Origin of the sequence: Streptomyces olivaceoviridis (assembly GCF_014650115.1) — a bacterium.
Lineage (GTDB): Bacteria > Actinomycetota > Actinomycetes > Streptomycetales > Streptomycetaceae > Streptomyces > Streptomyces olivaceoviridis.
Map to the genome: position 1 here is coordinate 123,255 of NZ_BMUI01000003.1, position 24,385 is coordinate 147,639.

Sequence of the window (24,385 nt, forward strand, 5' to 3'; positions counted from 1 at the left end):
TTTCGTGCATATCTTTATGGATCGGGAGTAAGGGTTCATAACGCGACACTCCGCAGACATGTCACGCCACGGCTCCGAACGGCCCCCTCACGCCCCACTCGCCGGGCCCCGCACGTGCAACGCGCGGGCCCTCTCACCGAGAACGCGTCGGGCCCCGCACGCGCGCGTGCGGGGCCCGAATGCTCACACCCGGCGGCCGGGCGGCGACCGCGCTACAACAGCCCGTCCCACATCTGCTCCAGCAGCACCGACCACCAGCTCTCCGGCGAACCGAGCGCCGCCGGGTCGAGGGCGGCCAGCTGCGCCTGGAAGTCGACGGTCCAGCGGCCCGCCTGCTCCTGGTTCAGCCCGTACCTGAGGCGCCACATCCGGCCCAGCAACGCCAGACACCGGGTGAACTCCGGCAGCCCCGTGTTCACGAACTGCGGCGGCACCGGCGCACCGCCCGGCCCCGCCTCCACCGGCACGGCCACGATGTTCGCCGTCCCGTACTGCACACAGATCGCCTTGCCGAAGTCGGTCCCCATGACGAGGTACGACCCCGCGTCCGCCGCCGGCCGCACCCCGCGCTCCGCCGCCAGCTCCGCCAGCGTCGGCACCGGGCGGCCCGGCTGCGCCTGCGCCCAGAAGAACGGGCCCATGTCCAGCGGCAGCCCCGCCACGACCAGGGTGTGCGCCACGATCGGCGGCACCCCCTGCCGGGACACCGCCTGCTGCTCGAACCGGAAGATCCCCGGCCCGAACGCCCCGGCCAGCTCCTGCGCGATCCCCTCCGGGGGCACCGGCGGCGCGACCTGCACCGGCTGCAGCGGCGCCCGCACCGGCGCGGGCCGTGCGGGACCGTCCGCCACCTGGTGCAACTCGCCCTGATGCGCCAGCAACTGCCGCATGCCCTGCTGCCGGCTCGCGTGGTCCGTGCCGTACGGCGCGATGCTCGCGATCCTCGCCTGCGGCCACTGCTCCCGGATCATCCGCGCGCAGTACGCCCCCGGCAGCTCGCACGACTCCAGCTCCGTGTGCAGCTCCAGCACCTGGTCCGGCGGCACGTTCATGGCCCGCAGCTCGTGGAAGATCTGCCACTCCGGGTGCGGCGTCCCCGGCGCCGAACGCCGGATCAACTGCTGCTCGGACCCGTCCTGCGCGCGGTACCGCAGCACGGCCTGGTAACCGGGCCCGACCGTCGGCTGCCCCTGCTGCGGATACCCGTACGCCGCCCCCTGCCCGGACAAGGGCCCACCCGGAGGCATGGGGGGCTGGACACCGGGAGCGCTGGGGGGCATACCGGGGGCGCCGGGAGGCGTAGGGGGCTGGACGCCGGGAGCGCCCGGAGGCATGCCGGGGCCCGGCGGCATGGGCGGCTGACCGCCCGGAGCGCCGGGAGGCATGGCGGAGGCGCCCGGTGCCGGGGGCACACCCGGGGCGCCGGGCGGGGTGGGCATGCCCGGGGCGCCCGGCATACCGGGGGCGGGCGGCGGGGGTGCGCCAGGCCCGGCCACCGGCGGAGCGGCCAGGACGGTTGCCGCGTGGTGCACGGCACCCTGAGCGGAGGGAGCTCCGGGGGTTCCCGGAGCGCTCGGAGGCTGCGGGGCGCCAGGGGTTCCCGGAGCGCTCGGAGGCTGCGGGGCGCCGGGGGCGGCCGGACGGCCGGAGGCAGCCGGGGGCTGGGGCACGCCGGGAGTCCCTGGGGCGCCGGGGGCCCCAGGGGCACCGGACGGGTTCGGCATGCCCGGCGCGCCCGATGCGCCCGGATGCTGCGGTGCCGGCCCGCCCAGCCGGCTCGGGTCGGCCAGGACCGTGGCCGCGTGGTGCACACCACCCGGCGCCTGCGCCCCGTCCGCGTTCCCCTGACCGACCTGCGCCTCCGGGCCCTCCGGCCCGAGCGACGACACGAGCCGCGTCGGCACGTACCCGCCCGCGGGCGGGGGCGGCGTGGCCGCGCTCCCCGGCGTACCCGGCGGCGGAGGCGGCGCGCCTGCCCCACCGCGCCCCTTCTTCGGTGGCGCCGCCTTGCTCGTCGCGGCGTCCGCGATCTCCCCCGCGTTCGGCGCCAGCCGACGCGCGGGCTCACCCGGGGCCACCGGAGGCGGCGGCGCCTGCGGATAGCCGTACGCCGGAGCGCCCGGCGCACCGGCGGGCGCGGGGGGCGGAGGCGGAGTGCCCTGCGCCGGCGGATAGGGCGGTACGCCCGCCGGGGGCGTACCCGGGGCCGGCGGAACGTGCGGATGACCGTACGCCGGCGTGCCCGGCGGCGGTGGGGGCATGCTGCCCTGTCCGACGCCCGGCGCACCCGGCGGGACAGGCGCCCCCGGTGCGCCACCCTGCGCACCCGGCAGATCGAGCGCCGGCGCGACCGCCGTCGGCGGCAACTGGCTGCCGCCCGACATCAGCGCGGTCGGCGCGTCCGGCGCGACCGCGGGCGGACGCGGCGCCTCGTCCGCGTCGCCCAACGGCGGAGCGAACACCGTCGCGGGCAGCGGCACGGAACGGTCGTCCTCACCCGGCCCGGCGTTCGTGTCGGTACCGGCCCACGGCGTGGCCCCCGCGGGCACATCCGCTCCCACGGGCACCCCGGCCCGCGTCCCGGCCACTCCGGGGCCGCCGGAGGAGGCCGCACCCGACGCCGTACCACCGGCCGTACCCCCGGCAGGGGCCAGGCCACCGGCCGTACCCCCGGCAGGGGCCAGGCCACCGGCCGTACCCCCGGCAGGAGTCATGCCACCGGCCGGAGCCGAACTCCGGTCGGCGGGCGCCTCCGCGGCCGAGCCCGGCGAACCCGCCCCCTCCGTCCGCCGCTCCCCCAGCCCCAGCTTGTCCGCCGCCTCCTGCAACCACTCCGGAGGAGTCAGCAGGAACGACGTCTGGTTCAGGTCCAACCGCGCGGGGGCAGGCGCCGGCACCGCGTCCCGCGGCTCGTCGGCGCGGCCGTACTCCTCCTCGTACCGGCGGATCACCTCACCCACCGGCAGCGCGGGCCACAGCGTCGCCTCCCCGCTGTCCCGGGCGATGACCAGCCGCTGGCCGCCCGCGTCCGAACGCGGACCCTCCGCCCGGTCCTCGCCCCACACCACGAACCCCAGCTCGAACTCCCGCACCCGCACCTCACGGTGCTGGTACGCGGGCACGTCGCCGTTGATCCACTCCTCGGCGCGCTCCTGCGCCTGCGCGTACGTCACCATCGCTCGCAGCTCACTCCCCCACCGGGCCGGAAGACGCCGAGCCGGAAGACACCGGGACGACACGGGCGAAACCGCCGTCCACCATCAGATGGGCCACCGTCTCCAACTCCGGCGGGCTGCCGGCCAGCCGGGACAGGAACGCGTCGAAATCGTCGCCGCACGGCAGCAGCAGACGCTCCACCCGCTCCCCCGGCGACCACGACGGATCGACGTCCCGCACATCGTCGTACGCGCAGAACCACACCGAACCGACCCGCTCGCCCCTCACCTTCACCGCGAGCAGCCCGCCCTGCACGAAGGTCACACCCAGGTAGTCCTTCGTCAGATGGTCGCGCAGGCACTTGTTCACGTACACCAGGTCATTGACCGCCGCCTCGTCCCGCACCGTGAAGAACGGCTGGTCCAGCAGCAGCCCCAACTCGGCGTCCAGCGCCGTGCCGACCGGCGCGCACCCGCCCGCCGCCTTCAGGAACGAGCGATAGGCGCCCGGCAGCCGGTAACCGAGGTCCTCCTCGACGCCCTGCACCTGCGCCTCCGTCACCGCCACACCCGACTTCGGCAGCCCGAAATGCGCCGGCCGCGACTCCTGCAACGGCCGCGTACCGCGCTTGCCGTGGTCCACCGCCGCCGTCGCCACCCCACCGTGATGCCGCAGCAGCGCCTTCACCTCGACCGGCACCAGCTCCAACCGCCGCGTACCCGCCACGTGATGCCACGTCCAGCCGTGCGGCGTCGCCACATCCGGCACCGTGTCCCACAGCTCGTGCCGCGCCGCCGCCAGCGCCGCGTTCGCCGACACGTAGTCCGTCAGCCGCAGTTCGTCGACCCCGAAACCCTCCGGCGGCTCGGCGATCTCCACCGCCACGCGCGCGTACGGCGAGAAATCCGGGTAACCCCGCTCATCGACGCGTACCCCTCTCGGGTGACGTGCCGCCCGGACCGGATCCGGGAAGTGCACGACCTGCCCGGCGTAGGCCGCGTTCGGCGGCGCGGCTTGTCCACCGGCCTGGCCGCTGGGCGGCGCACCCAGCCCGAGCCGACCTGTCGTCATGGCGGTTGCCCCCTGCGGCGTTCTCTCTGGCCTGAACGGCGGTGTCGATCGCGGATGGCGACAGCCTATGCGGTACGCCACCCCCGGTCACCGGCCCACCGCATCCCCGCCCCGGCACCCGTCGGCCCCCACCGGCACCCCCCGCCCCGCACCATCGTGACCAGCCGTCACCCCACCGTCACAACCCGCCCGGACACGGGCGTGTCGCACCGCCCCAGCTTTCCCACCAGCCACGGCATTTGGCACCCTGTGTCCTTCGGGGGGATGCCCGGGGAGGGAAGAACGACCATGAATGCTCTGCGGACCGGAGGTACCGACGTGCGGGCCGGCGACCCTCGCATCGACTGGAGCAGCACCGACACACCCCCCGTCCCCACCCTCCGGCACCGCCGCGACGGCATCCTGCCCACCGTCGCCGCCGCCCTCTCCGTCCGCGGCGCCACCCTCACCGGCACCGCCGCCCGCAGCGACCAGCCCCCGGCCCTGCACCCCCTCGTCCAGGACTTCCTCGACACCCTCACCAGCGACCAGCGCGACCGCTTCACCGGCCGCTGCGCCGAGACCATCCTCATCTCCCGGCACATCGCCGCCGCCGACGCCGCCCGCAGCAAACGCGCCGCCCGCAGACCCATGACCAACGGCGAAGCCCGCAAGGCCCTCAAACACGCCAAACTCACCGCCCGCCGCATACGCGAGGACGGCGACCCCCTCCACGGCAGCTTCGCCGCCCCCTGCCGCGCCTGCACCGCCCTCAGCGCCCACTTCGGCGTCCGCGTCGTCGACTCCACCGCGACCGGCGACTGACCCCCGGCACGCACCGGCCACCACCGGCCACCACCGGAACCACCAGCACGCACGACGATCGAAGGGCAGATGCACCCCGACCGCACCTCCACCACCCGCTTCCCCGTACCCGTCGACGCCGCCCTGCGCGCCGCCGGCTGGCAACCCGGACGCTGGGACATAAAGCAGGCCGAGATCTGGGCCGACGCCCTGCGCGAACACACCTCACCCGCCGGACACCGGCACACCGTGTTCCCCGCCGCCGTCGAAGCCTGGGCCGAGTTCGGCGGCCTGCGCATCACCCCCGCAGGCCCCGGCCGCCAGATCGCCCCCGCCGGCCTCCACGTCGACCCCCTCCACGGCCTCCACCACGCCCGCACCCTCGGCGACCTCGGCCGCGCCCTCGGCACCGAACTCAGCCCCCTCGGCGAGGAGACCGACAACGCCGCCCTCGTCGCCATCGACGCCGAAGGCCGCGTCTACACCATCGACCACACCGGCGACTGGTACCTCGGCCCCGACATCGACCACGCCCTGGCCACCCTCATCACCGGCATCCAACCGATCCGCCTCACAGCCGGCTGACCCCACGGCACACGCCACGGCCGGCCCACACCCCGGCACACGTCACCCCGCCGGTTGACACCCGGTACACGCCACCGCCGCGCGACCGCCCCGGTACGCCTCACCGTCGGCCCCCACCCCGATACGCCGCAGCACCGGGCCGACCGCCCGCCGGCACCGGCGCCCGGCGACCCTCCCCCCGCATGCCCCCACCAGGACGAGGCCGCCCGCCCCTACGCCGGAATCACCGCCGACACCCGGAAACCCCCCGCGTCCGTCGGACCCGACACGAACACCCCGCCCAGCGCCACGACCCGCTCCCGCATCCCCACCAGGCCGTTCCCACCCGACGGCAGCCCCGCCGCCGACGCCGACGCCGGCTCCGGCGGCGGCCCGTTCTCCACCTGCATCGCGATCTCCGACACCCGGTGCGCCAACCGCACACGCGTCTTCGCACCCGCCGCGTGCTTGTGGACGTTCGTCAACGCCTCCTGCACCACCCGGTACGCCGTCTGCTCGACCTCCGCCGCATACGGCCGCACCTCCCCCTCGACCGACAGATCCACCACCATCCCCGCCGCGGCCGACTGCCCGATCAACTCGTCCAGCTCCGACAGACACGGCCCCTCCACCGCCCCCTCCGCCTCGGCCACCCGGGAAGCCGCCGCGGCAGCCGCCTCCCCCACCACCGCCAACGGCGCCGACGCCGCACGCCGGCCCGCGCCCTCCCCCGCCCGCAGCACCCCCAGCATCTCCCGCAACTCGGTCAACGCCTGCCGCCCCATGTCCCCGACCAGCGCGGCGTTCCGCACCGCCTTCTCCGGATCCTTCCGGGCCACCGCCTGCAACGCCGCCGCGTGCACCACCATCAGACTCACCCGGTGCGCGACCACGTCATGCATCTCCCGGGCGATCCGCGTCCGCTCCTCGTTGCGCGCCCACTCGGCCCGCTCCTCCGCCCGCTCCGCGAGCAACTGGAGCTCCCGCTCCAGACTGTCCGCCCGCTCCCGCAAGCTCTCCATCAACCGCCGCCGCGCCCCCACGTACAGCCCCAGCAACACCGGCGGAGCCGTCAGCCCCAACGCCGTCGTCACCGCCGCGAACGGCACGAACCAGTCACCCAGCGTCAGGTCCCCGCGCGACGTGCCCTGCCGCACCCGCACGAACGTCACCACCGCCGTCCCCAGCAGCGACATCCCCGTCAACGCCCCGATGATCCGCCGCGGCAGCTCACACGCGGCCAGCGTGTACAGACCGACCACGCCCATCAGGAAACCCATCTGGGCCGGCGTGATCGCGATCGCCACCAGCACCACCGCGATCGGCCACTTCCGGCGCACCAGCAGCACCGAACCGGCGATCAGACCGAACACGATCCCCACGGACACCGGGATCCCCGCGTCCCGCGCGAACGGAATCCCCTCCGCCGCGCACTCCAGAGCGGACACCAGCGCGAGGCCCCCGTCGAACACCGCACTGCGCCGCCTCACCCACCACCAAGGGCCGGTCAGCGCCCTCTCGTGGTCTTCCCCCGTCGTGGTCATGGCTCCAGCCTACGGGCGTCGGCTGCGGCATTTCCGGTGACTTTCGCCTACCTCCACACGCCACCCTTGGTAACCGAACGACCCCGAAACCACCCGCTATCCCTCGAACTGGTGAACCTCGACCGTTCGACCCTGGAATCCAACATTCCGTCCAGACGGTATGCGTATGGCACATTCACCAGGCAAATACGCCGACTTCGAGACCCTGCGAGAGCAGGCGATCACCCTCCGCCGCGCCGGCCTGAGCCTCCGCCGGATCCGGGACGAGCTGAAGATCTACAACAACGACATCCTCAACCAACTGGTGAACGGCGAACCGCCGCCGGAGTGGACGAAGCGCCCGAGGGCGAAGGACGACCTGCGAGCGCGGACGCGGGAACTACGGCTCCAGGGCTGGACGTACGACCGGATCGAAGCGGAACTGGGCTGCTCGCGCAGCTCCGTGTCGCTGTGGGTGCGGGATCTGCCGAGGCCGGAGCGCCGACGAACCCCCCAGGAGGCAGCGGCCATCGCCCGCAAGGGCTGGGAGGAGAAGCTGCGCATCCGGGACGAGGAGCGGCGACGGACGAAGGAAGAGGCCAAGCGGTCGATCGGCGAGCTGTCGACGCGCGAGCTGTTCCTGGTGGGCGTGGGCCTGTACTGGGCCGAGGGCGGCAAGGACAAGCCGTACGACCGCCGGGAGAACGTCGTCTTCGTGAACAGCGACCCCGGAATGATCAGGGTCTTCCTGGCGTGGCTCGACCTGCTCCAAGTGGAGCGGGAGCGCCTGCGGTTCACCGTGATGATCCATGAGCATGCCGACGTGGGCGGAGCCGAGCGCTACTGGGCCGACCTGGTCGGCGCCGACCCCTCCATGTTCAACAAGACGGCGCTCAAGAAGCACAACCCGAAGACGGTGCGCAAGAACGCCGGTGACGGTTACCGCGGCTGCCTCGTGATCAAAGTCCTGAAGGGCGCCGACTTGTACCGTCGCATCGAAGGCTCCTGGTACGGCATAGTGGAGGCCGTGCACGAAGCCGATCAATTGAATCGGACATAACGCACCAACCATCCCGGATCGTCTAAGGGCAGGACAAACGGTTTTGGTCCGTTGAATGAGGGTTCGAATCCTTCTCCGGGAGCTCACAGCACACAAACCCTAGGTTCGGGCCCTGACCGGTAACACCACCGTCAGGGCCCGCACTCATGTCCCCCTCAACCCGCCCCGGTATCCTGCGGCTGTCACCCCCACCCATCCACAGCCGAAGGGCAACCCCGTGAGCGCCATTCGCCCGGCCGCCGTCGTCGTTCTCGCAGCGGGTGAGGGCACCCGTATGAAGTCGGCCACACCGAAGGTCCTGCACGACATCTGCGGCCGTTCCCTGGTCGGACATGTGCTGGCCGCCGCCCGTGAGCTGGACCCGCAGGACCTCGTCGTCGTCGTGGGCCACGCCCGTGAGCAGGTCGGCGCGCACCTCGCCGAGATCGACCCGGCCACCAGGACCGCCGTGCAGGCGGAGCAGAACGGCACCGGGCACGCCGTGCGGATGGGGCTGGAGGAGCTGGGCGGGTCCGTCGACGGGACCGTCGTGGTCGTGTGCGGGGACACCCCGCTGCTGACCGCCGACACGCTCCGGCGGCTCACCGGGACGCACGAGGCCGACGGCAACGCCGTGACCGTGCTGACGGCCGAGGTCCCGGACGCGACCGGTTACGGGCGGATCGTGCGGGACGGGGCGACGGGTGCCGTCACCGCGATCGTGGAGCACAAGGACGCGTCCGAGGTGCAGCGGGAGATCCGGGAGATCAACAGCGGTGTGTTCGCGTTCGACGGGCAGCTGCTGGCGGACGCGCTGAAGAAGGTGCGGACGGACAACAGCCAGGGTGAGGAGTACCTCACGGACGTGCTGGGGATCCTGCGGGAGGCCGGGCACCGGGTGGGGGCTTCCGTGGCGGCCGACCACCGTGAGATCGCCGGGATCAACAACCGGGTGCAGCTCGCCGAGGCGCGGCGGATCCTGAACGACCGGCTGCTGGAGCGGGCGATGCTGGAGGGGGTGACGATCATCGACCCGGCGACCACGTGGGTGGATGTGACCGTCACCTTCGAGCGGGACGCGGTGGTGCATCCGGGGACGCAGCTGACGGGGTCGACGCGTCTGGGTGAGGGTGCCGAGGTGGGGCCCAACAGCCGGCTGAAGGACACCGAGGTGGGCGCGGGGGCCCGGGTGGACAACACGGTGTCCGACGGGGCGGTCGTGGGGCCGCGGGCGTCCGTGGGGCCGTACGCGTATCTGCGGCCGGGGACCCGGCTGGGTGCGAAGGGCAAGATCGGGACGTACGTCGAGACGAAGAACGCGTCGATCGGGGAGGGCACCAAGGTGCCGCACCTGTCGTATGTCGGGGACGCGAGGATCGGTGACTACACGAACATCGGCGCGGCGAGTGTGTTCGTGAACTACGACGGTCAGGACAAGCACCACACGACGGTGGGGTCGCATTGCCGGACCGGTGCGGACAACATGTTTGTGGCTCCTGTCACGGTCGGGGACGGTGCCTACACCGCCGCCGGATCGGTGATCACGAAGGATGTGCCGCCCGGTTCGCTGGCCGTGGCCCGTGGTCAGCAGCGGAATATCGAGGGTTGGGTGGCCCGGAAGCGTCCGGGGAGCGCGGCGGCGAAGGCGGCCGAGGCGTCGTCCCGGCAGGGTGAGAACGAGGACTGACCGGAAACGCGTGCGCCAAACACGGCGTACCGTGATAAGTGCACATCCGCACGTGTGCACCCGCACCCTTACCAGCTGATTCGGCCTCTCACGCCCAGCCGAGAGGTCGCCGAGCAGCCGGCTGGCTGAGACAACCTCTGAGGAGACTGTGCTGTGACCGGGATCAAGACGACCGGCGAGAAGAAGATGATGTTCTTCTCCGGCCGCGCCCACCCCGAGCTTGCCGAGGAGGTCGCCCAGCAGCTGGGTGTCGGGGTCGTCCCGACGAAGGCCTTCGACTTCGCGAATGGTGAGATCTACGTCCGTTACCAGGAGTCGGCTCGTGGTGCGGACTGTTTCCTGATCCAGAGCCACACGGCTCCGATCAACAAGTGGATCATGGAGCAGCTGATCATGATCGATGCGCTGAAGCGTGCTTCGGCGCGGTCGATCACTGTGATCGTGCCGTTCTACGGTTACGCGCGGCAGGACAAGAAGCACCGGGGTCGTGAACCGATCTCGGCGCGTCTGATCGCGGATCTGATGAAGACGGCGGGTGCGGACCGCATCCTGACCGTGGATCTGCACACCGATCAGATCCAGGGTTTCTTCGACGGTCCGGTGGACCACTTGTTCGCGCTGCCGCTGCTGGCGGACTACGTGGGTGCGAAGGTGGACCGGGACAAGCTGACGGTCGTGTCGCCGGACGCGGGCCGGGTGCGGGTGGCGGACCGGTGGTGTGACCGGCTCGGTGCGCCGCTGGCGATCGTGCACAAGCGGCGTGACAAGGACGTGGCGAACCAGGTGACCGTCCACGAGGTCGTGGGTGAGGTCAAGGGTCGTGTGTGTGTCCTGGTGGACGACATGATCGACACGGGTGGCACGATCTGTGCGGCTGCCGACGCGTTGTTCGCGCACGGTGCGGAGGATGTCATCGTGACGGCGACGCACGGTGTGCTGTCGGGTCCGGCGGCCGACCGGCTGAAGAACTCGCGGGTGAGTGAGTTCGTGTTCACGAACACGCTGCCGACGCCGGGTGAGCTGGCGGCGGATCTGGACAAGATCAAGGTGCTGTCGATCGCTCCGACGATCGCGAGTGCGGTGCGTGAGGTGTTCGAGGACGGCTCGGTGACCAGCCTCTTCGACGAGCAGTGAGGTTTCTGCACTCCCTCCCGCACCTCCTGTCGCACCCCCTTTCGCTCCCCCTGATGTGATCGTTTTGGGTAGGGCCTCCCTTGCCGAGTAGACTGCTCCAGTTGCTCGGCGAGGGAGGCCGTACTCGTGTACGGCGGTCCGTTATCGACGCGCTCTTCGTAGCAGGCCGTTCGTGGCCGGGTGACCACGTCCGATCCGAGTTCCTACGAGGAGTGATCCATATGTCCGAGGTGAAGCTCAGCGCCGAGACCCGCACCGAGTTCGGCAAGGGTGCGGCCCGCCGCGTCCGCCGTGACAACAAGGTGCCGGTCGTTCTGTACGGCCACGGCTCCGACCCGCTGCACCTGACCCTGCCGGGCCACGAGCTGCTGCTGGCGCTGCGTACGCCGAACGTCCTGATCTCCCTGGACATCGACGGCAAGTCCAACGAGCTGGCGATCCCGAAGGCCGTGCAGCGCGACCCGCTGAAGGGCTTCCTGGAGCACGTCGACCTGCTGCTGGTCAAGCGTGGCGAGAAGGTCACGGTCGAGATCCCGGTGCACGTCGAGGGCGAGCTGGCCCCGGGCGGCAACCTGCTGGAGCACGTCCTGGACGCGCTGCCGGTCGAGGCCGAGGCCACGCACATCCCGGAGCAGGTGACCGTCTCCGTCGAGGGTCTGGCGGCCGGTGCCTCCATCCACGCGAAGGACATCACGCTGCCGAACGGCGCGTCCCTGGCCGTGGACGAGGACGCCGTGGTGATCCAGGTCCTCCAGGCCCAGGTCGAGGAGGCCGAGGGCGAGGCCGCCGAGGGCGAGGAGGCGGCGGAGGCCTGATCCTCGCCGCCGTAGGAATCTGTTCAGCCGCCGCCTCCCTCGCCGGGGGCGGCGGCTGGCGCGTATCAAGGAGACATGGACGTGACCACCGCCGCCAGTGATCCCTGGCTCATCGTCGGGCTCGGCAACCCCGGGCCGGAGTACGCCATGAACCGGCACAACGTCGGGTTCATGGTGGCCGACCTGCTCGCGGAGCGGATCGGGGGGAAGTTCAAGCGGGCGGGCAAGGCGCAGGCGCAGGTGCTGGAGGGGCGGATCGGTCCGGCGGGGCCGGGGAGCCGTCGGGTGGTGCTGGCGAAGCCGATGTCGTACATGAACCTGTCCGGTGGTCCGGTGAACGCGCTGCGGGACTTCTACAAGGTTCCGGTGGGGAACATCGTCGCGGTCCATGACGAGCTGGACATCGACTACGCGACGCTGCGGCTGAAGCTGGGCGGCGGTGACAACGGGCACAACGGTCTGAAGTCGATGACGAAGGCGATGGGTCCGGACTACCACCGGGTGCGGTGCGGGATCGGCCGGCCGCCGGGCCGGATGCAGGTGGCGGACTTCGTGCTGAAGGACTTCTCCTCTGCGGAGCGCAAGGAGCTGGACTGGTTCGTGGACCGTGCGGCGGACGCGGTGGAGTGTCTGGTGACGGAGGGGCTGGAGCGGGCGCAGAGCGCGTACAACTCCTGACTTGTCCGGGCTTGGTCCTACGGGGAGTTGACCGGCCGTAGGGATATGGCCAATGATCCCGGCCATGCCTGCCTCAGCCAGTACCGCTCGTCAGGCGTCCGTGTCCGCGTTGCGGTTCGGACGGGTCGCGGCGATGGGTGCGCTCGCCGCGCTGATTCTGTTCGCCGGGGTGCGGGGGTCCTGGGGGACCGCCCAGCACGTGATGCTGGCGAAGGGGCGTGAGTCCGGCACGGTGAACGTGACGCGGTGTGCCGGGGACACCTGTACGGGGCCGTTCGCGCCGACGTCGGCGGGGGCGCGGCCACGCGCGCGCGTGGAGATCGAGAAGTCGGTGGCGGTGCGTACGGGGTCGACGTACGCCGTGGTGCTGAAGCCCGGTACCGGGGAGGCGGTGCGGTCCGGCCCGGCGGGCATCCTGTACGCCTGGGTGCCGCTGGGCGGGGCGCTGCTGCTGGCCTCGGTGGTGGTGGCGGGCGGGATGCGGCTGGCCCGGACGGCGTGGGTGCTGGGGCTGTCCGGCACGGTGCTGCTGACGGCGGCGTTCGCGGCGTCGCAGTGACGTGCGCGGCGTCGCGGTGAGGTGAGCGAAGGAGGGTGCCCCCGGGGTCGTACGACCTCGGGGGCACCCTCTGTCGCGCAGCGGGTCAGCCGGTGTTGCGCAGGCCCGCCGCCACGCCGTTGACGGTGAGGAGCAGGGCGCGGGAGAGCAGCGGGTCGGGGTCGGTGCCGGCCGCGGCGGCGTCGCGCTGCCGCTTGAGCAGGGTGACCTGGAGGTAGGAGATCGGGTCCAGGTAGGCGTCGCGGATGGCGAAGGTCTGCTTGAGGACCGGCTGGGCGTCCAGGAGTTCCTGTTCGCCGGTGATGCGCAGGACCTCGCGGACGGTCAGCTCGTGTTCGGCCTTGATGGCGTCGAAGACGTGCTTGAGCTCGTCGGGGACGAGGGTGTCGACGTAGTGCTGGGCGATCCGCAGGTCCGTCTTGGCGAGGGTCATCTCGACGTTGGAGATGAAGTTGCGGAAGAAGTGCCACTGTTCGTGCATCTCGCCGAGCACGGTGTCCAGACCGGTTTCCCGCAGTGCCTTGAGGCCGGAGCCGACGCCGAACCAGCCGGGCACGATCTGCCGGGACTGGGTCCAGCCGAACACCCACGGGATGGCGCGCAGACCGTCGAGCGAGACGCCCGAGCCGGGGCGGCGGGAGGGGCGCGAGCCCAGGTGCAGCTCGGCGAGCTGGTCGACGGGCGTGGAGGCGAGGAAGTACGTCGGCAGGTCGGGGTCCTCGACCAGGCGGCGGTAGGCGGCGTGGGCGGCGTCGGAGACGACGTCCATGGCCGCGTCCCAGCGGGCGAGGGCCTCGTCGGACTGGCGGGGGGCGGTGTGCAGCGCGGAGGCCTGGAGGGTGGCCGCGACGGTCAGCTCCAGGTTCTCCCGGGCGAGGGAGGGGATGAGGTACTTGTCGGAGATGACCTCGCCCTGCTCGGTGACCTTGATCTCGCCCTCCAGGGTGCCCCAGGGCTGGGCGAGGATGGCGTCGTGGGAGGGGCCGCCGCCGCGGCCGACGGTGCCGCCGCGGCCGTGGAAGAGGCGCAGGCGTACGCCGTAGCGGTGGGCGACGTCGCGCAGCCGGCGCTGGGCGCGGTGGATCTCCCACTGGCTGGTGGTGATGCCGCCGAACTTGGAGGAGTCGGAGTAGCCGAGCATGACCTCCTGGACGTCGCCGCGCAGCGCGACCAGGCGCCGGTAGGACGGGTCGGAGAGCATGTCCTCCAGGATGGTGTCGGCGGCCTTCAGCTCGTCGGTGGTCTCCAGGAGGGGGACGATGCCGATCTTGGCCCAGCCGGCGTGCAGGTCCAGCAGTCCGGCCTCGCGGGCGAGGACGGCGGCGGCGAAGACGTCGTCGGCGCCCTGGCACATCGAGATGATGTAGGACTCGACGACCTCGGGGCCGAAGACCTCCAGGGCCCTCTTGACGGTCTCGAAGACGCCGAGGGTCTTCTGCCCGGCGGCGTCGACGGGGGCCGGGGTGGGGGCGAGCGGCCTTCTGGAGCGCAGTTCCTTGGCGAGGAGCCTGGCGCGGTAGTCGCGGGGCATGTCGGCGTAGCACCAGGACTCCTCGCCGAGCCGGTCGAAGAGCTGGCCGAGGGCGTGGTGGTGGGCGTCGGCGTGTTCGCGGACGTCCATGGTGGCGAGCTGGAGGCCGAAGGCGGCCAGGGTGCGGATGGTGCGGGCGAGGCGGCCGTCGGCGAACAGGCCGCCGCGGTGCTCGCGCAGGGAGGCCTGGATGATGCGCAGGTCCTTCAGCAGCTCGCCGGTGCCGAGGTAGTCGCGGCCTTCCTCGTGCGGGGTTCCCTTGGCGAGGCGCTGCTTGGTGTTCTCCAGCTTCTGCCGGATGCAGGTGGCCTTGAGCCGGTAGGGCTCCTCGGCGTTGAGGCGCTTGTAGCGGGGGCTGATCTCGGGGAGCAGCTCCAGGTCGGTCTTGAGGGAGTCGAGGAGCTCTTCGGTGGCGCCGGTGTAGCGGATGGAGTTGGAGAGCAGTCCGCGCAGCTCGTCGATCATCTCCAGGGCGTCGTTGATGCCGTGTTCGTGCTGGAGGATGAGGACGTCCCAGGTGACCTGGGGGGTGACGTTGGGGTTGCCGTCGCGGTCGCCGCCGATCCAGGTGCCGAAGGTGAGGGGGCGGGTGTCGTCGGGGAGCTTGACGCCGACGCGCTCCAGTTCGGCGGTCAGGTCCTCCAGGACGTCTCCGACGGCGTCGGCGTGCAGCTCGTCCAGGTAGTAGATCGCGTTGCGGGCCTCGTCGGCGGGTTCGGGGCGTACGACGCGCAGTTCGTCGGTCTGCCAGACGAGGTCGATGTTCTCGGCGAGGCGGACGTCGTGGCGGCGGCGGTCGGTGTCGAGGACGGGGGTGTCCAGGAGCGCGGCGATGCGCCGGAGCTTGTTGAGGACGGACCGGCGCGCGGCCTCGGTGGGGTGGGCGGTGAAGACCGGGCGGACGTTGAGGTTCTGGACGGTCTGCCTCAGGTGCTCGGGGTCGGCGTCCTTGAGCCGGTCGGCCGTGCGGGCGAGCAGGCCGCCCTCGGCGGCGCGCCGGGCGCGCAGTTCGCGGCCTCGGTGCACCTGTTCGGTGATGTTGGCGAGGTGGAAGTAGGTGGAGAAGGCGCGGACCAGCTTGGCCGCGGTGTCCAGTTCGGTGCCGCGCAGCAGCTCGGCGGCGGCGTCACCGTCTTCGCGGGTGAGGCGGCGGACCTTCTCGACCAGTTCGAGGAGCTCGGGGCCTTCCTGCCGGACGAGGGTCTCCCCCAGGAGATCACCCAGCCGGCGGATGTCGGCGCGCAGCTCGCTGCTGGTCGTGGTGGTCTGGTCGTCGGCACTGCTCACAGGTGCGGCTCCTTGCAGTGTTGAAGCTCGTCTGGGAGGGAACCCGGCCGGCTGCCACACACGGCGGGTGCCGCATACGGGCCGGAGGGTCCGGGAAGGAAACTTCAGCGGACCGCGCTGTCCGACCGAGTCCAAGGATAGGTGGCCATGTGGACGCGCAGGCTCTGGGGCTCTTGCCGCCGCGCGACACGCTGCCATACTTACGATGCCGTAGGTTACGGAACCGTAGGGAAGCGCCGTCGACTCCCGTACGGTCCCCGCGGCCCGGCATCTGCCTCGACCATCGACCCCACAGGGGACGCGCATGACCTCAAGTTCCGATGTGATCGAAGAAGCCCGTAAGGCCACCGACACACCCCCTCCCTCCGCCACGCTGGGCGGCGAGCAGAAGCGTTCGATCGAGCAGATCACGCTGCTCCTGTTCATCACGGTGCCGTTCCTGGCACTGGTGGCGGCCGTGCCGCTGGCCTGGGGCTGGGGGGTGAGCTGGCTCGATCTGGGCCTGCTGGTCTTCTTCTACTTCCTGGGCTGCCACGGCATCACGATCGGTTTCCACCGGTACTTCACCCACGGTTCGTTCAAGGCGAAGCGGCCCCTGCGGATCGCGCTCGCGATCATGGGTTCGCTGGCGGTCGAGGGTCCGCTGGTGCGCTGGGTGGCCGATCACCGCAAGCACCACAAGTTCTCCGACGCGGAGGGCGACCCGCACTCCCCGTGGCGGTTCGGCGAGACGCTCCCGGCGCTGATGAAGGGCCTGTGGTGGGCGCACATCGGCTGGATGTTCGACGAGGAGCAGACCCCGCAGGACAAGTACGCGCCGGATCTGATCAAGGACCCGGCGATGCGGGCGATCTCCCGGCAGTTCGTGCTGTGGACGGCCGTGTCCCTGGGGCTGCCGCCGCTGATCGGCGGTCTGGCGACGATGTCCTGGTGGGGCGCGTTCACCGGGTTCTTCTGGGGTTCACTCGTCCGGGTGGCGCTGCTGCACCATGTGACCTGGTCGATCAACTCGATCTGCCACGCGGTCGGCAAGCGGCCGTTCAAGTCGCGGGACCGTTCGGGCAACGTGTGGTGGCTGGCGGTGCTGTCCTGCGGGGAGTCCTGGCACAACCTGCACCACGCCGACCCGACGTCGGCGCGGCACGGTGTGATGCGCGGCCAGATCGACTCCTCGGCCCGGTTCATCCGCGTCTTCGAGCTGCTCGGCTGGGCGTACGACGTGCGCTGGCCGTCACGCTCGCGTATCGATTCGCGGCGTGCCACCGGGGGAGGCGGCTCCCGGCGCCGGGGGGAGACGGCCGAGGCGGCATGATTGACGCCGTGGCGACCGACTCCAGCAGCACCTCAGGCAACGACAAGCAGCGGCGGACCCGCCGGACCCGTATGACCGGTGCCGAGCGCCGCCAGCAGTTGCTGGAGATCGGTCGCACCCTCTTCGCCGCCAAGGGTTTCGAGGGCACGTCGGTGGAGGAGATCGCGGCGAAGGCCGGGGTGTCCAAGCCGGTGGTGTACGAGCACTTCGGCGGCAAGGAGGGGCTGTACGCGGTGGTGGTGGACCGCGAGATGCGGCGCCTGCTGGACATGGTCACCAGTTCGCTGACGGCCGGCCACCCGCGTGAGCTGTGCGAGCAGGCGGCCTTCGCCCTCCTGGACTACATCGAGGAGTACACGGACGGTTTCCGCATCCTGGTCCGCGACTCCCCGATCCCGCAGTCCACGGGTTCCTTCGCGTCCCTCATCTCGGACATCGCCACCCAGGTGGAGGACATCCTGGGCCGCGAGTTCAAGTCGCGCGGCTTCGACCCCAAGCTCGCCCCCCTCTACGCCCAGGCGCTGGTCGGCATGGTCGCGCTGACCGGCCAGTGGTGGCTGGACGTGCGCCGCCCGAAGAAGGCGGAGGTGGCGGCCCATCTGGTGAACCTGGCGTGGCACGGTCTGGACGGTCTGGAGCAGAAGCCGCGGCTGATCGGTCACCGCAAGAGCTGAGCGTCCTGGGGGGCCGGCTCCAGGAACTCCAGGCGGTTGCCGACGGGGTCCTGGGAGTAGAAGCGCCGGTGGCCGGGGAGGTCGTCGTCCCAGGTGACCTCGGCGCCCTTCGCGGTGAGGCGGGCCGCGTACGCCTCGATGTCCCGCACCCGCAGCCCGGGGTGGGCCTTCCGCGCGGGCCGGAAGTCGCGCTGGATCCCCAGGTGGAGCCGGACGGAGCCCGCCTCGAACCAGCAGCCGCCGCGTGCGGCGAGCGCCGGCGGCTTGGGGACCTCGGTCATGCCGAGGACGTCGGCGTAGTACGAGCGCAGCATGTCCTCCGCCCCGGAGGGGGCCGCCAGCTGCACGTGATCGACCGCCACCAGCACGCTCAGCCCTCCTTCACGGCCACGGCGAACAGCCGGCGGAAGGGCAGCACCGTGCCGTACGGCGCGCTCGGGTAGGCCTCCCGCAGCAGGTCCCGGTACTCGGCCAGGAACGCCTCGCGCGCCCCGGGGTCGTCGGCGAGGGCGGTCAGCGCGGGCCTCAGGCCGGTGCCCTTCACCCAGTCCAGGACCGGGTCGTCGCCCTGGAGGATGTGGAGGTACGTCGTCTGCCAGACGTCGGCCGTGCAGCCGAGGCGCGCCAGGCGGTCCAGGTAGGCGCCGGGGGCGTGCACGGAGTCCGTGCGGCGCAGGACGTCGGCGAGGCGGTCCCGCCAGCGGGGGGTGGCGGCCAGCTCGCGCATGAGGGCGTGCAGCGGGGCGTCGATGTTGTCCGGGGCCTGGAAGGCGAAGGTGCCGCCGGGGCGCAGGGCGGCGGTCCAGTCGGCGAAGCGGTCGGCGTGGCCCGGCACCCACTGGAGGGTGGCGTTGGAGACGATCAGGTCGTACGGCTCCGTGGGCGTCCAGGTCCGCACGTCGGCGTGGGCGAAGTCGAGCCGGCCGCCCTGGGCCGTGGGTCCCTCGTGGTCGACGTGGGCCTTGTCGAGCATCTCGGGCGAGTTGTCGTAGCCGGTGATGCGGGCGGTGGGCCAGCGGTCGGCGAGCAGGGCGGTGACGTTGCCGGGGCCGCAGCCGAGGTCGGCGATGCGGGGTGCGTCGCCGGGCAGGCCGGGGATGCGGGCGAGGAGGTCGGCGAAGGGCCGGGCCCGGTGCCCGGCGTGGCGGAGGTACTGGGCGGGGTCCCAGTTCGGCGTCGTCATGCCCTCCACTCTCCCCGCCAATTTCTCTCGATGTCAAGAGACTTGATATCAAGAGACTTCACATCGACACAACCACTACACTGATCTCCATGGAGGACGAGGTCGATCGGCTGGTCGCAGCGTGGCGCCGGGAGCGTCCGGACCTCGACGTGGAGCCGCTGGAAGTACTCAGCCGGGTGAGCCGACTCGCCCGGCACCTCGACCGCGCCCGCCGGCTCGCCTTCGCCGAGCACCAGCTGGAGCCCTGGGAGTTCGACGTGCTGACCGCGCTGCGGCGCGCGGGCACGCCGTACCAGCTCTCCCCCGGCCAGCTGCTCACGCAGACACTGGTCACCTCGGGCACGATGACCAACCGCATCGACCGGCTGGCGAAGAAGGGCCTGGTCGAGCGGTTGCCCGACCCCAGCGACCGGCGGGGTGTGCTGGTACGGCTGACCGACGAGGGCCGCGACCGCGCGGACCAGGCGCTGGCGGGCCTGCTGGAGCAGGAGCGGGCGATCCTCGCCGAGCTGTCCCGCGCCCAGCGCGCCGAACTGGCCGGTCTGCTACGCCAGCTGACCGCCCCGTTCGACAACATCCCCGGCTAGGTCCACCGGTCCCACCCCGGCCCGCCGGGCCAGCGCGACGGCGGCCAGCGTGGAGTGGACGCCCAGCTTGCCGAGGACGTTCTGCATATGGGTGCGGACGGTGTGCGGGGAGAGGAACAGCCGCTCGGCGACGGCCTTGCGGCCGAGCCCGGCGACCATGCAGCGCAGCACCTCCCGCTCGCGCGGGGTGAGGGACTCCACCAGCCGCTCGCTCTCGGTGCGGTGCTTGCGCGCCGCCGTCAGCTCCTTCAGCACGCCGGTGAGCAGCGCGGGCGGCAGGTGCGTCTCGTCGCGCAGCACCCCCCGGATCACCGTCAGCAGCCGGGACAGCGAGCAGTCCTTGGCGACCCAGCCGGACGCCCCCGCCTGGAGCGCGAGGGCCGCGCGGCGCGGGTCGTCCTTCTCGGCGAGGACGACGATCCGTACGGCGGGGTGGGCGGCCCGGACCCCGGTGACCAGCGAGATCCCGTCGACCAGGCCCTCCTCGTCGCCCTCCTGCACCGGCACGGCCGGGCGGGCGCCGGGCAGCCGGCCGCCCAGGTCGGCGTCGACCAGCAGGATGTCGTAGCGCCGGCCCTCACCGGCCGCGCGCTCCAGGCAGCGCAGCGCGGCCGGGCCGCTGCCGGCGGCGAAGACGTCGACGTCGGGCTCGGCGGCCAGGGCGGCGGCTAGCGACTCGGCGAAGATGCGGTGGTCGTCCACGACCAGGACTCGGATGCGAACCACGTAACCCCCTTCCCCAGGCTCCGCGCGGAGCAGGGGATACCCAAGGTCCGGAAAGCTCCGGAACTGGTCGGTCCGGAAAAGCCCGGAAAGGATCCGGAGAACGACGACCGGCGCGGGTACGACACCCGCGGAGAGGGGGCGCGCGCCGCACGGCCGCCGCCGTTGCGAACACTGCTACCCCCACCGCGGGCGCCGTACCCGCCTGTCTCGCCCCCTGAGCGGCACCGGCCCCCACCGGTGCTGCTCCACAGAGTACGGACGGGAGCACGCAGCGGAAGGCGAATTGCAGAACTGGCCGTCCGGCGCGTTTATGGTGTGCCGCATGTTTCGTATTGAGGCGGAAGTCGACAAAGAGCGACGTGATCTGCTCCGCGCACGGCTGTGGGACACCAACACGGCGGCGTCCCCGGTCCTGGCCGCGCTGCGCGGCACGCCCGGCGAACGCGAAGCCCCCCTGCACCTGTGGGCACTGGACCCCGCGGGCGACCTGGCGGGCGGCCTGGTCGGCCACACCTGGACGACCTGGCTGCACGTCACCTACCTGTGGGTGGACGCCGCACACCGCGGCGCGGGCCTCGGCACCCGCCTGCTGGCGGAGGCGGAACGCATCGCCGCGACCGACCGCGGCTGCACGGCGTCCCGCCTGGAGACCTGGAACTTCCAGGCCCCGGAGTTCTACCGCAAACAGGGCTACGAGGTGGTGTGCGTGATCCCCGACTACCCGCCGGGGATCACGGAGTACACACTGACGAAGCGACTGGGCTGACGGGGCTCACTCCACCGCTGCGGGCGGGGGCGGGGGCGGATAGGGCGGTCGGGACGGAACCCGGGGGCCGGGCGGGCCCGACGGCGCGGGCGGAGGCGGCTGAGGTTCCATCGAGCGCCGGGGGCGGGGTGCCGCGGACCGGGGAGTCAGGGGCGGAGCCGGGCCCGGCGGGGGCGGGGGCGGCGGTTCCTCGCCCCCGAGCACCGGGCCGCCCGCTCGCAGCCGCTCGACGGTCCGCTGGGCCCGGCGCCGGGCCCGGGGGTCGTCGTCGCGCCGGAAGACCAGCCGCACGCTGAGCGGGGTGCGATACCCGAACGCGAGGCCGGCGCCGCGCGACTCCTCCGTGGCGATCAGCACGTAGCCGAGCGCGTGCGCGATCTCCTCGGCCCGAGCCTTCACGGACACCGGACCCCGGATCTCGACGTGTCCCCGGCCGTCGAAGCGCGAGCGGATCTCGTCGTCCTTCATCAGCGGTCCCCGTAGCGCGGCAGTTGTGCGGGAAAGTCCCCCGACCCCTTGCACTCCGCCAGCGCGTAGGCGTGGCGGGTGAGTTGATAGGCGAAGTCGGTCAGGGCCTGGCGCAGGGCCGCGCCCGAGACCCTGCTCTTTCCGGTCACACTGGCCTCCGCCACCAGGGCACGGGTCCCGGAGGCACCGTCGTCCCCTTCCCACGCGTCCTTCGGCTCACAGGGCACGTACACGGAAGCGACGCCGTGGTCGGCGTCGACCTGCGCCAGCCCTGCCACACGGCCAGCCGAGGTCTGCACCACGGCGGTGCCCGCGGAACCGCCATAGCCGTCCGTCCAGTCAGCCTTCGACGATTCCCGCAGATTCACTCCTCCCGAAAGAATCGAGTGACCGCTGGTGGAAACACGGCAGTCGAACATGAAGTCCCGCCCGCTGCCTTTGTGATCCGCCCATTCGTCCGCTGCGCGCGCCTGCGGCAGAGTGTGAATGACGAGATCTCGCTGGACGGAAGCCTCACACACCTTGTCCGGTAGCAGGTACAGCCCTTTCACGAAGAACAGGAAGAGGCCGCCGCACACCAGCGCGAGGATCGCTATGGCAACGAAGAACGCTCTGACCGAGTAGGGCTTCCTCACGGAATAGGTCTTCCGCATACGACCGGGACCTGTCTCACCCATACTTCACCTTCGAGCGGTTCAGGTAGTAGTCGGCGTCCTTCCAGCCGTCATTGACGGCTTGCCCCACCGAGTCGTCGATCTCGTCCTTCGGCAAGTGCACGTTGTTGCGCGCCAGGGCGTCGTCCACCGACCAGATCGTCTGCTGGCTGACCGAGTCCCGCATCGCGAACAGATCCTTACTGGAGTAGTACAGCGCCTGATCCTCGGCACCCTTCATCTGCTGCCCGTCGAGCAGACGGTCGACGGCGGCACCGGCAACGGCTCCGGCTCCGCCTCCGAGTACAGATCCCATGACGTCGCCACCGTACTCCGCCGGGACCTTGAGGCCGGTCAAACCGATCGCAACCCAGGTCTTGGCGAAATCCCCCTTGGCCTTGAGCTCATCGTTGTACTCCTTCTCGCCATCGATGGCCTTGCCTACTTCCGAGTTCGCTGCGGAATGACCGACGATTCCCTCGATGATCCCGGCGTTCCTGCCGATGTCGTTGAGAACCTGTTTCTGATCGCCGTCGAACAGGCCTGGGTTCGACAGGTGCTCCTGCAAGAGACTTCCGGTATAGATGCTCTCGCCGTAGACGATCCCGGCACGCCCGGCGGGATCCGCGGCGGTGGCTGACAGGAAACGCGTGACATCCGTGAGGTTCAGACCCCTTGGGGAGTCACTGTTCGTGAGGAAGACGGTCTCGCTTCCCGGTCCCTTGATGGCGCAGCTGATCTCCGGCATGTACGCGGCGGCCATGTCCCCGAAACTCTCACCGAGGCCCTTGGACACGAGGTCGGCGCCACCGTCGGGATCGGCCACCGCCTGCATGACGTTCGCCATGATCTTGACCTGGGCCGTGCTGTGCGGCGGGGCCGCGGAGGAGGTGTCGCCGTTGGCGACACCGGTGACCGCGCTTTCCAGGGCGCGCCCGAGGGACTCGCCCCGGTCCGTGTACCTGGTGGTGGCGAGCATGTGGTCCAGGTCCGACTTGGCCTCGAAGGCGTGCTCGGCCGCCTCGGGGTTGTGGGAGAGGCCGTCGAACAGTCCCTCCAGCGGGTCCCGGCCGTTGCCGTCACCGAAGACCAGGTCCAGGCCGTTGTACCCCTTGACCCACCGGTCGTTGGTGTTCGAGTCCCCCGCCCCCTTGTCCGCCTTGAAGAGGTCCTTGCGGTAGTCGTCGAGGAACTCGGTGTCGTACTGGCCGTCGTGCATGAGGCTGCTGATGACCTGGTAGCCGAGTGCGCCGATCGGGCTGGGCGACTTGGGGTCGCGGAAGTTGGTGGTGGCCTCGGCGAGGAGATCCTTCTTCCACCCCCGCATCGCATCCGTGTCCGAGAAGGTCGCCGTGGCCAGGGTCAGGCTCAGGTTGGACTGCAGGTCCTTCATCGCCTGGAGTTCCGAGCCCCTGGCGCCTGCGTGGGAGTAGGCCATGTCGGCCCAGAACTGGAGCGTCCCCTTGGCCCCCAGGCGGGTCGCGAACCGTTCCGCGAACAGGGGGTCGTCGTGGTACTTCGCCATCTCGCGAGTGAAGGCGGCGATGTCGTCGAGGGACATGTCGTCCGGATGCTTGGCCATCTTCGCGAGCTTCTCCGCCGCCGCGACGGCCTTGACCGCCTCGTCCCGGTCCCCGTAGGAGGCGTCGGAGAAGCCGTACTCGGCCTGGTCGACGAGGAGCCTGAGCACCTTCGCCGCGCTGTTGTCGCTCTCCGTCGCCTTGCTCAGGATGCCCTGGATCTCGTTACGGAAGGCGTCGACCACCTTCTGGTCCGTCGCGCCGGTGTTCCCACTGGGGTCGGACGTCCAGTCGGGACGGGTGTTGCCCATGACGGAGAACGTGCCGTCATGGTTGTCGATCACGGTCAGGTTCTTGTCGTTGGCCCGCTTGATCGCGTCGTTGAGCTGGGTGCGGAAGCTGATGAGTTCGCCACGCGTGTCACTGAGGATCTTGGTGATGGAGTCGGCCTGCGTGTGCGCGTCGGCGAACTCGGCGGCGGTCTTGGCGATGAACTCCCGGCTGACGGTCGCGTTGAGACCCGCCCATGTCGCTTTGTCGGCCTTCGCCTTCAGGTTGTCCTCGGCGTCCTTCTTCAGGTCGGCGAGCTTCTTCGTCATCTGCTCCCAGTCGGTGACCGCTTCACCGAGCTTGGCGAAGTTGCCGTGGCGCAGTGCGTCGAGGTCCATC

The 24,385-nt window shown here is 71.3% G+C and carries 22 protein-coding genes and 1 tRNA gene; 13 read left to right on the forward strand and 10 right to left on the reverse strand.

Annotation, left to right across the window (positions count from 1 at the left end; all coding sequences use genetic code 11):
- Nucleotides 1–212: 212 nt before the first annotated feature.
- Entirely contained in the window at nt 213–3,176 is a 2,964-nt protein-coding gene (locus IE273_RS07030) for an SUKH-4 family immunity protein (RefSeq protein WP_189814278.1), read from the reverse strand.
- A gap of 10 nt (nt 3,177–3,186) precedes the next feature.
- On the reverse strand, nt 3,187–4,227 hold the full coding sequence (locus IE273_RS07035) for an SMI1/KNR4 family protein (protein ID WP_189814279.1): 1,041 nt from the start codon (nt 4,225–4,227) through the stop codon (nt 3,187–3,189).
- Between the two features lie 288 nt (nt 4,228–4,515).
- On the opposite strand from IE273_RS07035, the gene IE273_RS07040 reads away from it, so the two are divergent.
- Both IE273_RS07040 and IE273_RS07045 read left to right on the forward strand, forming a co-directional pair.
- Nucleotides 4,516–5,031, forward strand: coding sequence for a YwqJ-related putative deaminase (locus IE273_RS07040; RefSeq protein WP_189814280.1), 516 nt, complete (start codon nt 4,516–4,518; stop codon nt 5,029–5,031).
- Between the two features lie 69 nt (nt 5,032–5,100).
- Entirely contained in the window at nt 5,101–5,595 is a 495-nt protein-coding gene (locus tag IE273_RS07045; protein ID WP_189814281.1) for an SUKH-3 domain-containing protein, read from the forward strand.
- Between the two features lie 212 nt (nt 5,596–5,807).
- On the opposite strand, the gene IE273_RS07050 is transcribed toward IE273_RS07045, so the two are convergent.
- Nucleotides 5,808–7,118: a sensor histidine kinase gene (locus IE273_RS07050; RefSeq protein ID WP_189814282.1), complete on the reverse strand. Its 1,311-nt coding sequence runs from the start codon at nt 7,116–7,118 to the stop codon at nt 5,808–5,810.
- A gap of 166 nt (nt 7,119–7,284) precedes the next feature.
- On the opposite strand from IE273_RS07050, the gene IE273_RS07055 reads away from it, so the two are divergent.
- The 7 genes from IE273_RS07055 to IE273_RS07085 all read left to right on the forward strand — a co-directional run bounded on the left by IE273_RS07055 (nt 7,285) and on the right by IE273_RS07085 (nt 13,009).
- Nucleotides 7,285–8,157, forward strand: coding sequence for a hypothetical protein (locus IE273_RS07055; RefSeq protein ID WP_189814283.1), 873 nt, complete (start codon nt 7,285–7,287; stop codon nt 8,155–8,157).
- 11 nt (nt 8,158–8,168) lie between these two features.
- A tRNA-Gln gene (locus tag IE273_RS07060) sits at nt 8,169–8,239 on the forward strand.
- 135 nt (nt 8,240–8,374) lie between these two features.
- Nucleotides 8,375–9,823 carry a bifunctional UDP-N-acetylglucosamine diphosphorylase/glucosamine-1-phosphate N-acetyltransferase GlmU gene (gene glmU, locus IE273_RS07065; protein WP_189814284.1) on the forward strand — a complete coding sequence of 483 codons (1,449 nt, stop codon included), beginning with the start codon at nt 8,375–8,377 and terminating at the stop codon, nt 9,821–9,823.
- Nucleotides 9,824–9,976: 153 nt separating this feature from the next.
- Nucleotides 9,977–10,957, forward strand: a complete 981-nt coding sequence (locus IE273_RS07070; protein ID WP_189814285.1) for a ribose-phosphate diphosphokinase — start codon at nt 9,977–9,979, stop codon at nt 10,955–10,957.
- Nucleotides 10,958–11,178: 221 nt separating this feature from the next.
- Nucleotides 11,179–11,772, forward strand: a complete 594-nt coding sequence (locus tag IE273_RS07075) for a 50S ribosomal protein L25/general stress protein Ctc (RefSeq protein ID WP_189814286.1) — start codon at nt 11,179–11,181, stop codon at nt 11,770–11,772.
- Between the two features lie 75 nt (nt 11,773–11,847).
- Nucleotides 11,848–12,450 (forward strand): aminoacyl-tRNA hydrolase, encoded by a 603-nt coding sequence (gene pth, locus IE273_RS07080; protein WP_171155507.1) that lies wholly within the window; start codon nt 11,848–11,850, stop codon nt 12,448–12,450.
- A 52-nt stretch (nt 12,451–12,502) separates the two neighbouring features.
- The gene (locus IE273_RS07085; RefSeq protein ID WP_189814287.1) at nt 12,503–13,009 is read left to right on the forward strand and encodes a hypothetical protein; all 507 of its coding nucleotides are present in this window, start codon (nt 12,503–12,505) and stop codon (nt 13,007–13,009) included.
- Nucleotides 13,010–13,094: 85 nt separating this feature from the next.
- On the opposite strand, the gene ppc is transcribed toward IE273_RS07085, so the two are convergent.
- Nucleotides 13,095–15,827 (reverse strand): phosphoenolpyruvate carboxylase, encoded by a 2,733-nt coding sequence (gene ppc / locus IE273_RS07090; RefSeq protein ID WP_189814288.1) that lies wholly within the window; start codon nt 15,825–15,827, stop codon nt 13,095–13,097.
- Nucleotides 15,828–16,131: 304 nt separating this feature from the next.
- On the opposite strand from ppc, the gene IE273_RS07095 reads away from it, so the two are divergent.
- Both IE273_RS07095 and IE273_RS07100 read left to right on the forward strand, forming a co-directional pair.
- A complete protein-coding gene (locus IE273_RS07095; RefSeq protein ID WP_189814289.1) occupies nt 16,132–17,139 on the forward strand; it encodes an acyl-CoA desaturase in 1,008 nt (335 codons plus the stop codon).
- Complete coding sequence (locus IE273_RS07100) at nt 17,136–17,813, forward strand: TetR/AcrR family transcriptional regulator (protein ID WP_014673198.1); 678 nt, start codon at nt 17,136–17,138, stop codon at nt 17,811–17,813. Before IE273_RS07095 ends, IE273_RS07100 begins: the two co-directional genes overlap by 4 nt.
- Here IE273_RS07100 and IE273_RS07105 read toward each other — a convergent pair.
- Both IE273_RS07105 and IE273_RS07110 read right to left on the reverse strand, forming a co-directional pair.
- The gene (locus tag IE273_RS07105; protein ID WP_189814290.1) at nt 17,798–18,181 is read right to left on the reverse strand and encodes a VOC family protein; all 384 of its coding nucleotides are present in this window, start codon (nt 18,179–18,181) and stop codon (nt 17,798–17,800) included. The two genes, IE273_RS07100 and IE273_RS07105, sit on opposite strands and share 16 nt — an antisense overlap.
- A gap of 2 nt (nt 18,182–18,183) precedes the next feature.
- Nucleotides 18,184–18,996 carry a trans-aconitate 2-methyltransferase gene (locus tag IE273_RS07110; RefSeq protein ID WP_189814291.1) on the reverse strand — a complete coding sequence of 271 codons (813 nt, stop codon included), beginning with the start codon at nt 18,994–18,996 and terminating at the stop codon, nt 18,184–18,186.
- Nucleotides 18,997–19,085: 89 nt separating this feature from the next.
- Between IE273_RS07110 and tamR the strand changes: the two genes are divergently transcribed.
- Nucleotides 19,086–19,583 (forward strand): MarR family transcriptional regulator TamR, encoded by a 498-nt coding sequence (tamR, locus tag IE273_RS07115; RefSeq protein ID WP_014673201.1) that lies wholly within the window; start codon nt 19,086–19,088, stop codon nt 19,581–19,583.
- Here the strand turns inward: tamR and IE273_RS07120 are convergent.
- Nucleotides 19,542–20,309, reverse strand: a complete 768-nt coding sequence (locus IE273_RS07120) for a LuxR C-terminal-related transcriptional regulator (protein ID WP_189814292.1) — start codon at nt 20,307–20,309, stop codon at nt 19,542–19,544. The genes tamR and IE273_RS07120 overlap by 42 nt on opposite strands.
- 310 nt (nt 20,310–20,619) lie before the next feature.
- On the opposite strand from IE273_RS07120, the gene IE273_RS07125 reads away from it, so the two are divergent.
- Complete coding sequence (locus IE273_RS07125; RefSeq protein WP_189814621.1) at nt 20,620–21,075, forward strand: GNAT family N-acetyltransferase; 456 nt, start codon at nt 20,620–20,622, stop codon at nt 21,073–21,075.
- Between the two features lie 6 nt (nt 21,076–21,081).
- On the opposite strand, the gene IE273_RS07130 is transcribed toward IE273_RS07125, so the two are convergent.
- From IE273_RS07130 to IE273_RS07140, 3 genes are read right to left on the reverse strand one after another with little or no spacing between them, the layout of a single operon-like run.
- On the reverse strand, nt 21,082–21,543 hold the full coding sequence (locus IE273_RS07130; protein WP_189814293.1) for a hypothetical protein: 462 nt from the start codon (nt 21,541–21,543) through the stop codon (nt 21,082–21,084).
- Nucleotides 21,543–22,196 (reverse strand): hypothetical protein, encoded by a 654-nt coding sequence (locus IE273_RS07135; protein ID WP_189814294.1) that lies wholly within the window; start codon nt 22,194–22,196, stop codon nt 21,543–21,545. The genes IE273_RS07130 and IE273_RS07135 overlap by 1 nt, the downstream gene beginning before the upstream one ends.
- Nucleotides 22,197–22,212: 16 nt before the next feature.
- Nucleotides 22,213–24,384 (reverse strand): hypothetical protein, encoded by a 2,172-nt coding sequence (locus IE273_RS07140; protein WP_189814295.1) that lies wholly within the window; start codon nt 24,382–24,384, stop codon nt 22,213–22,215.
- Nucleotide 24,385: the final 1 nt, after the last annotated feature.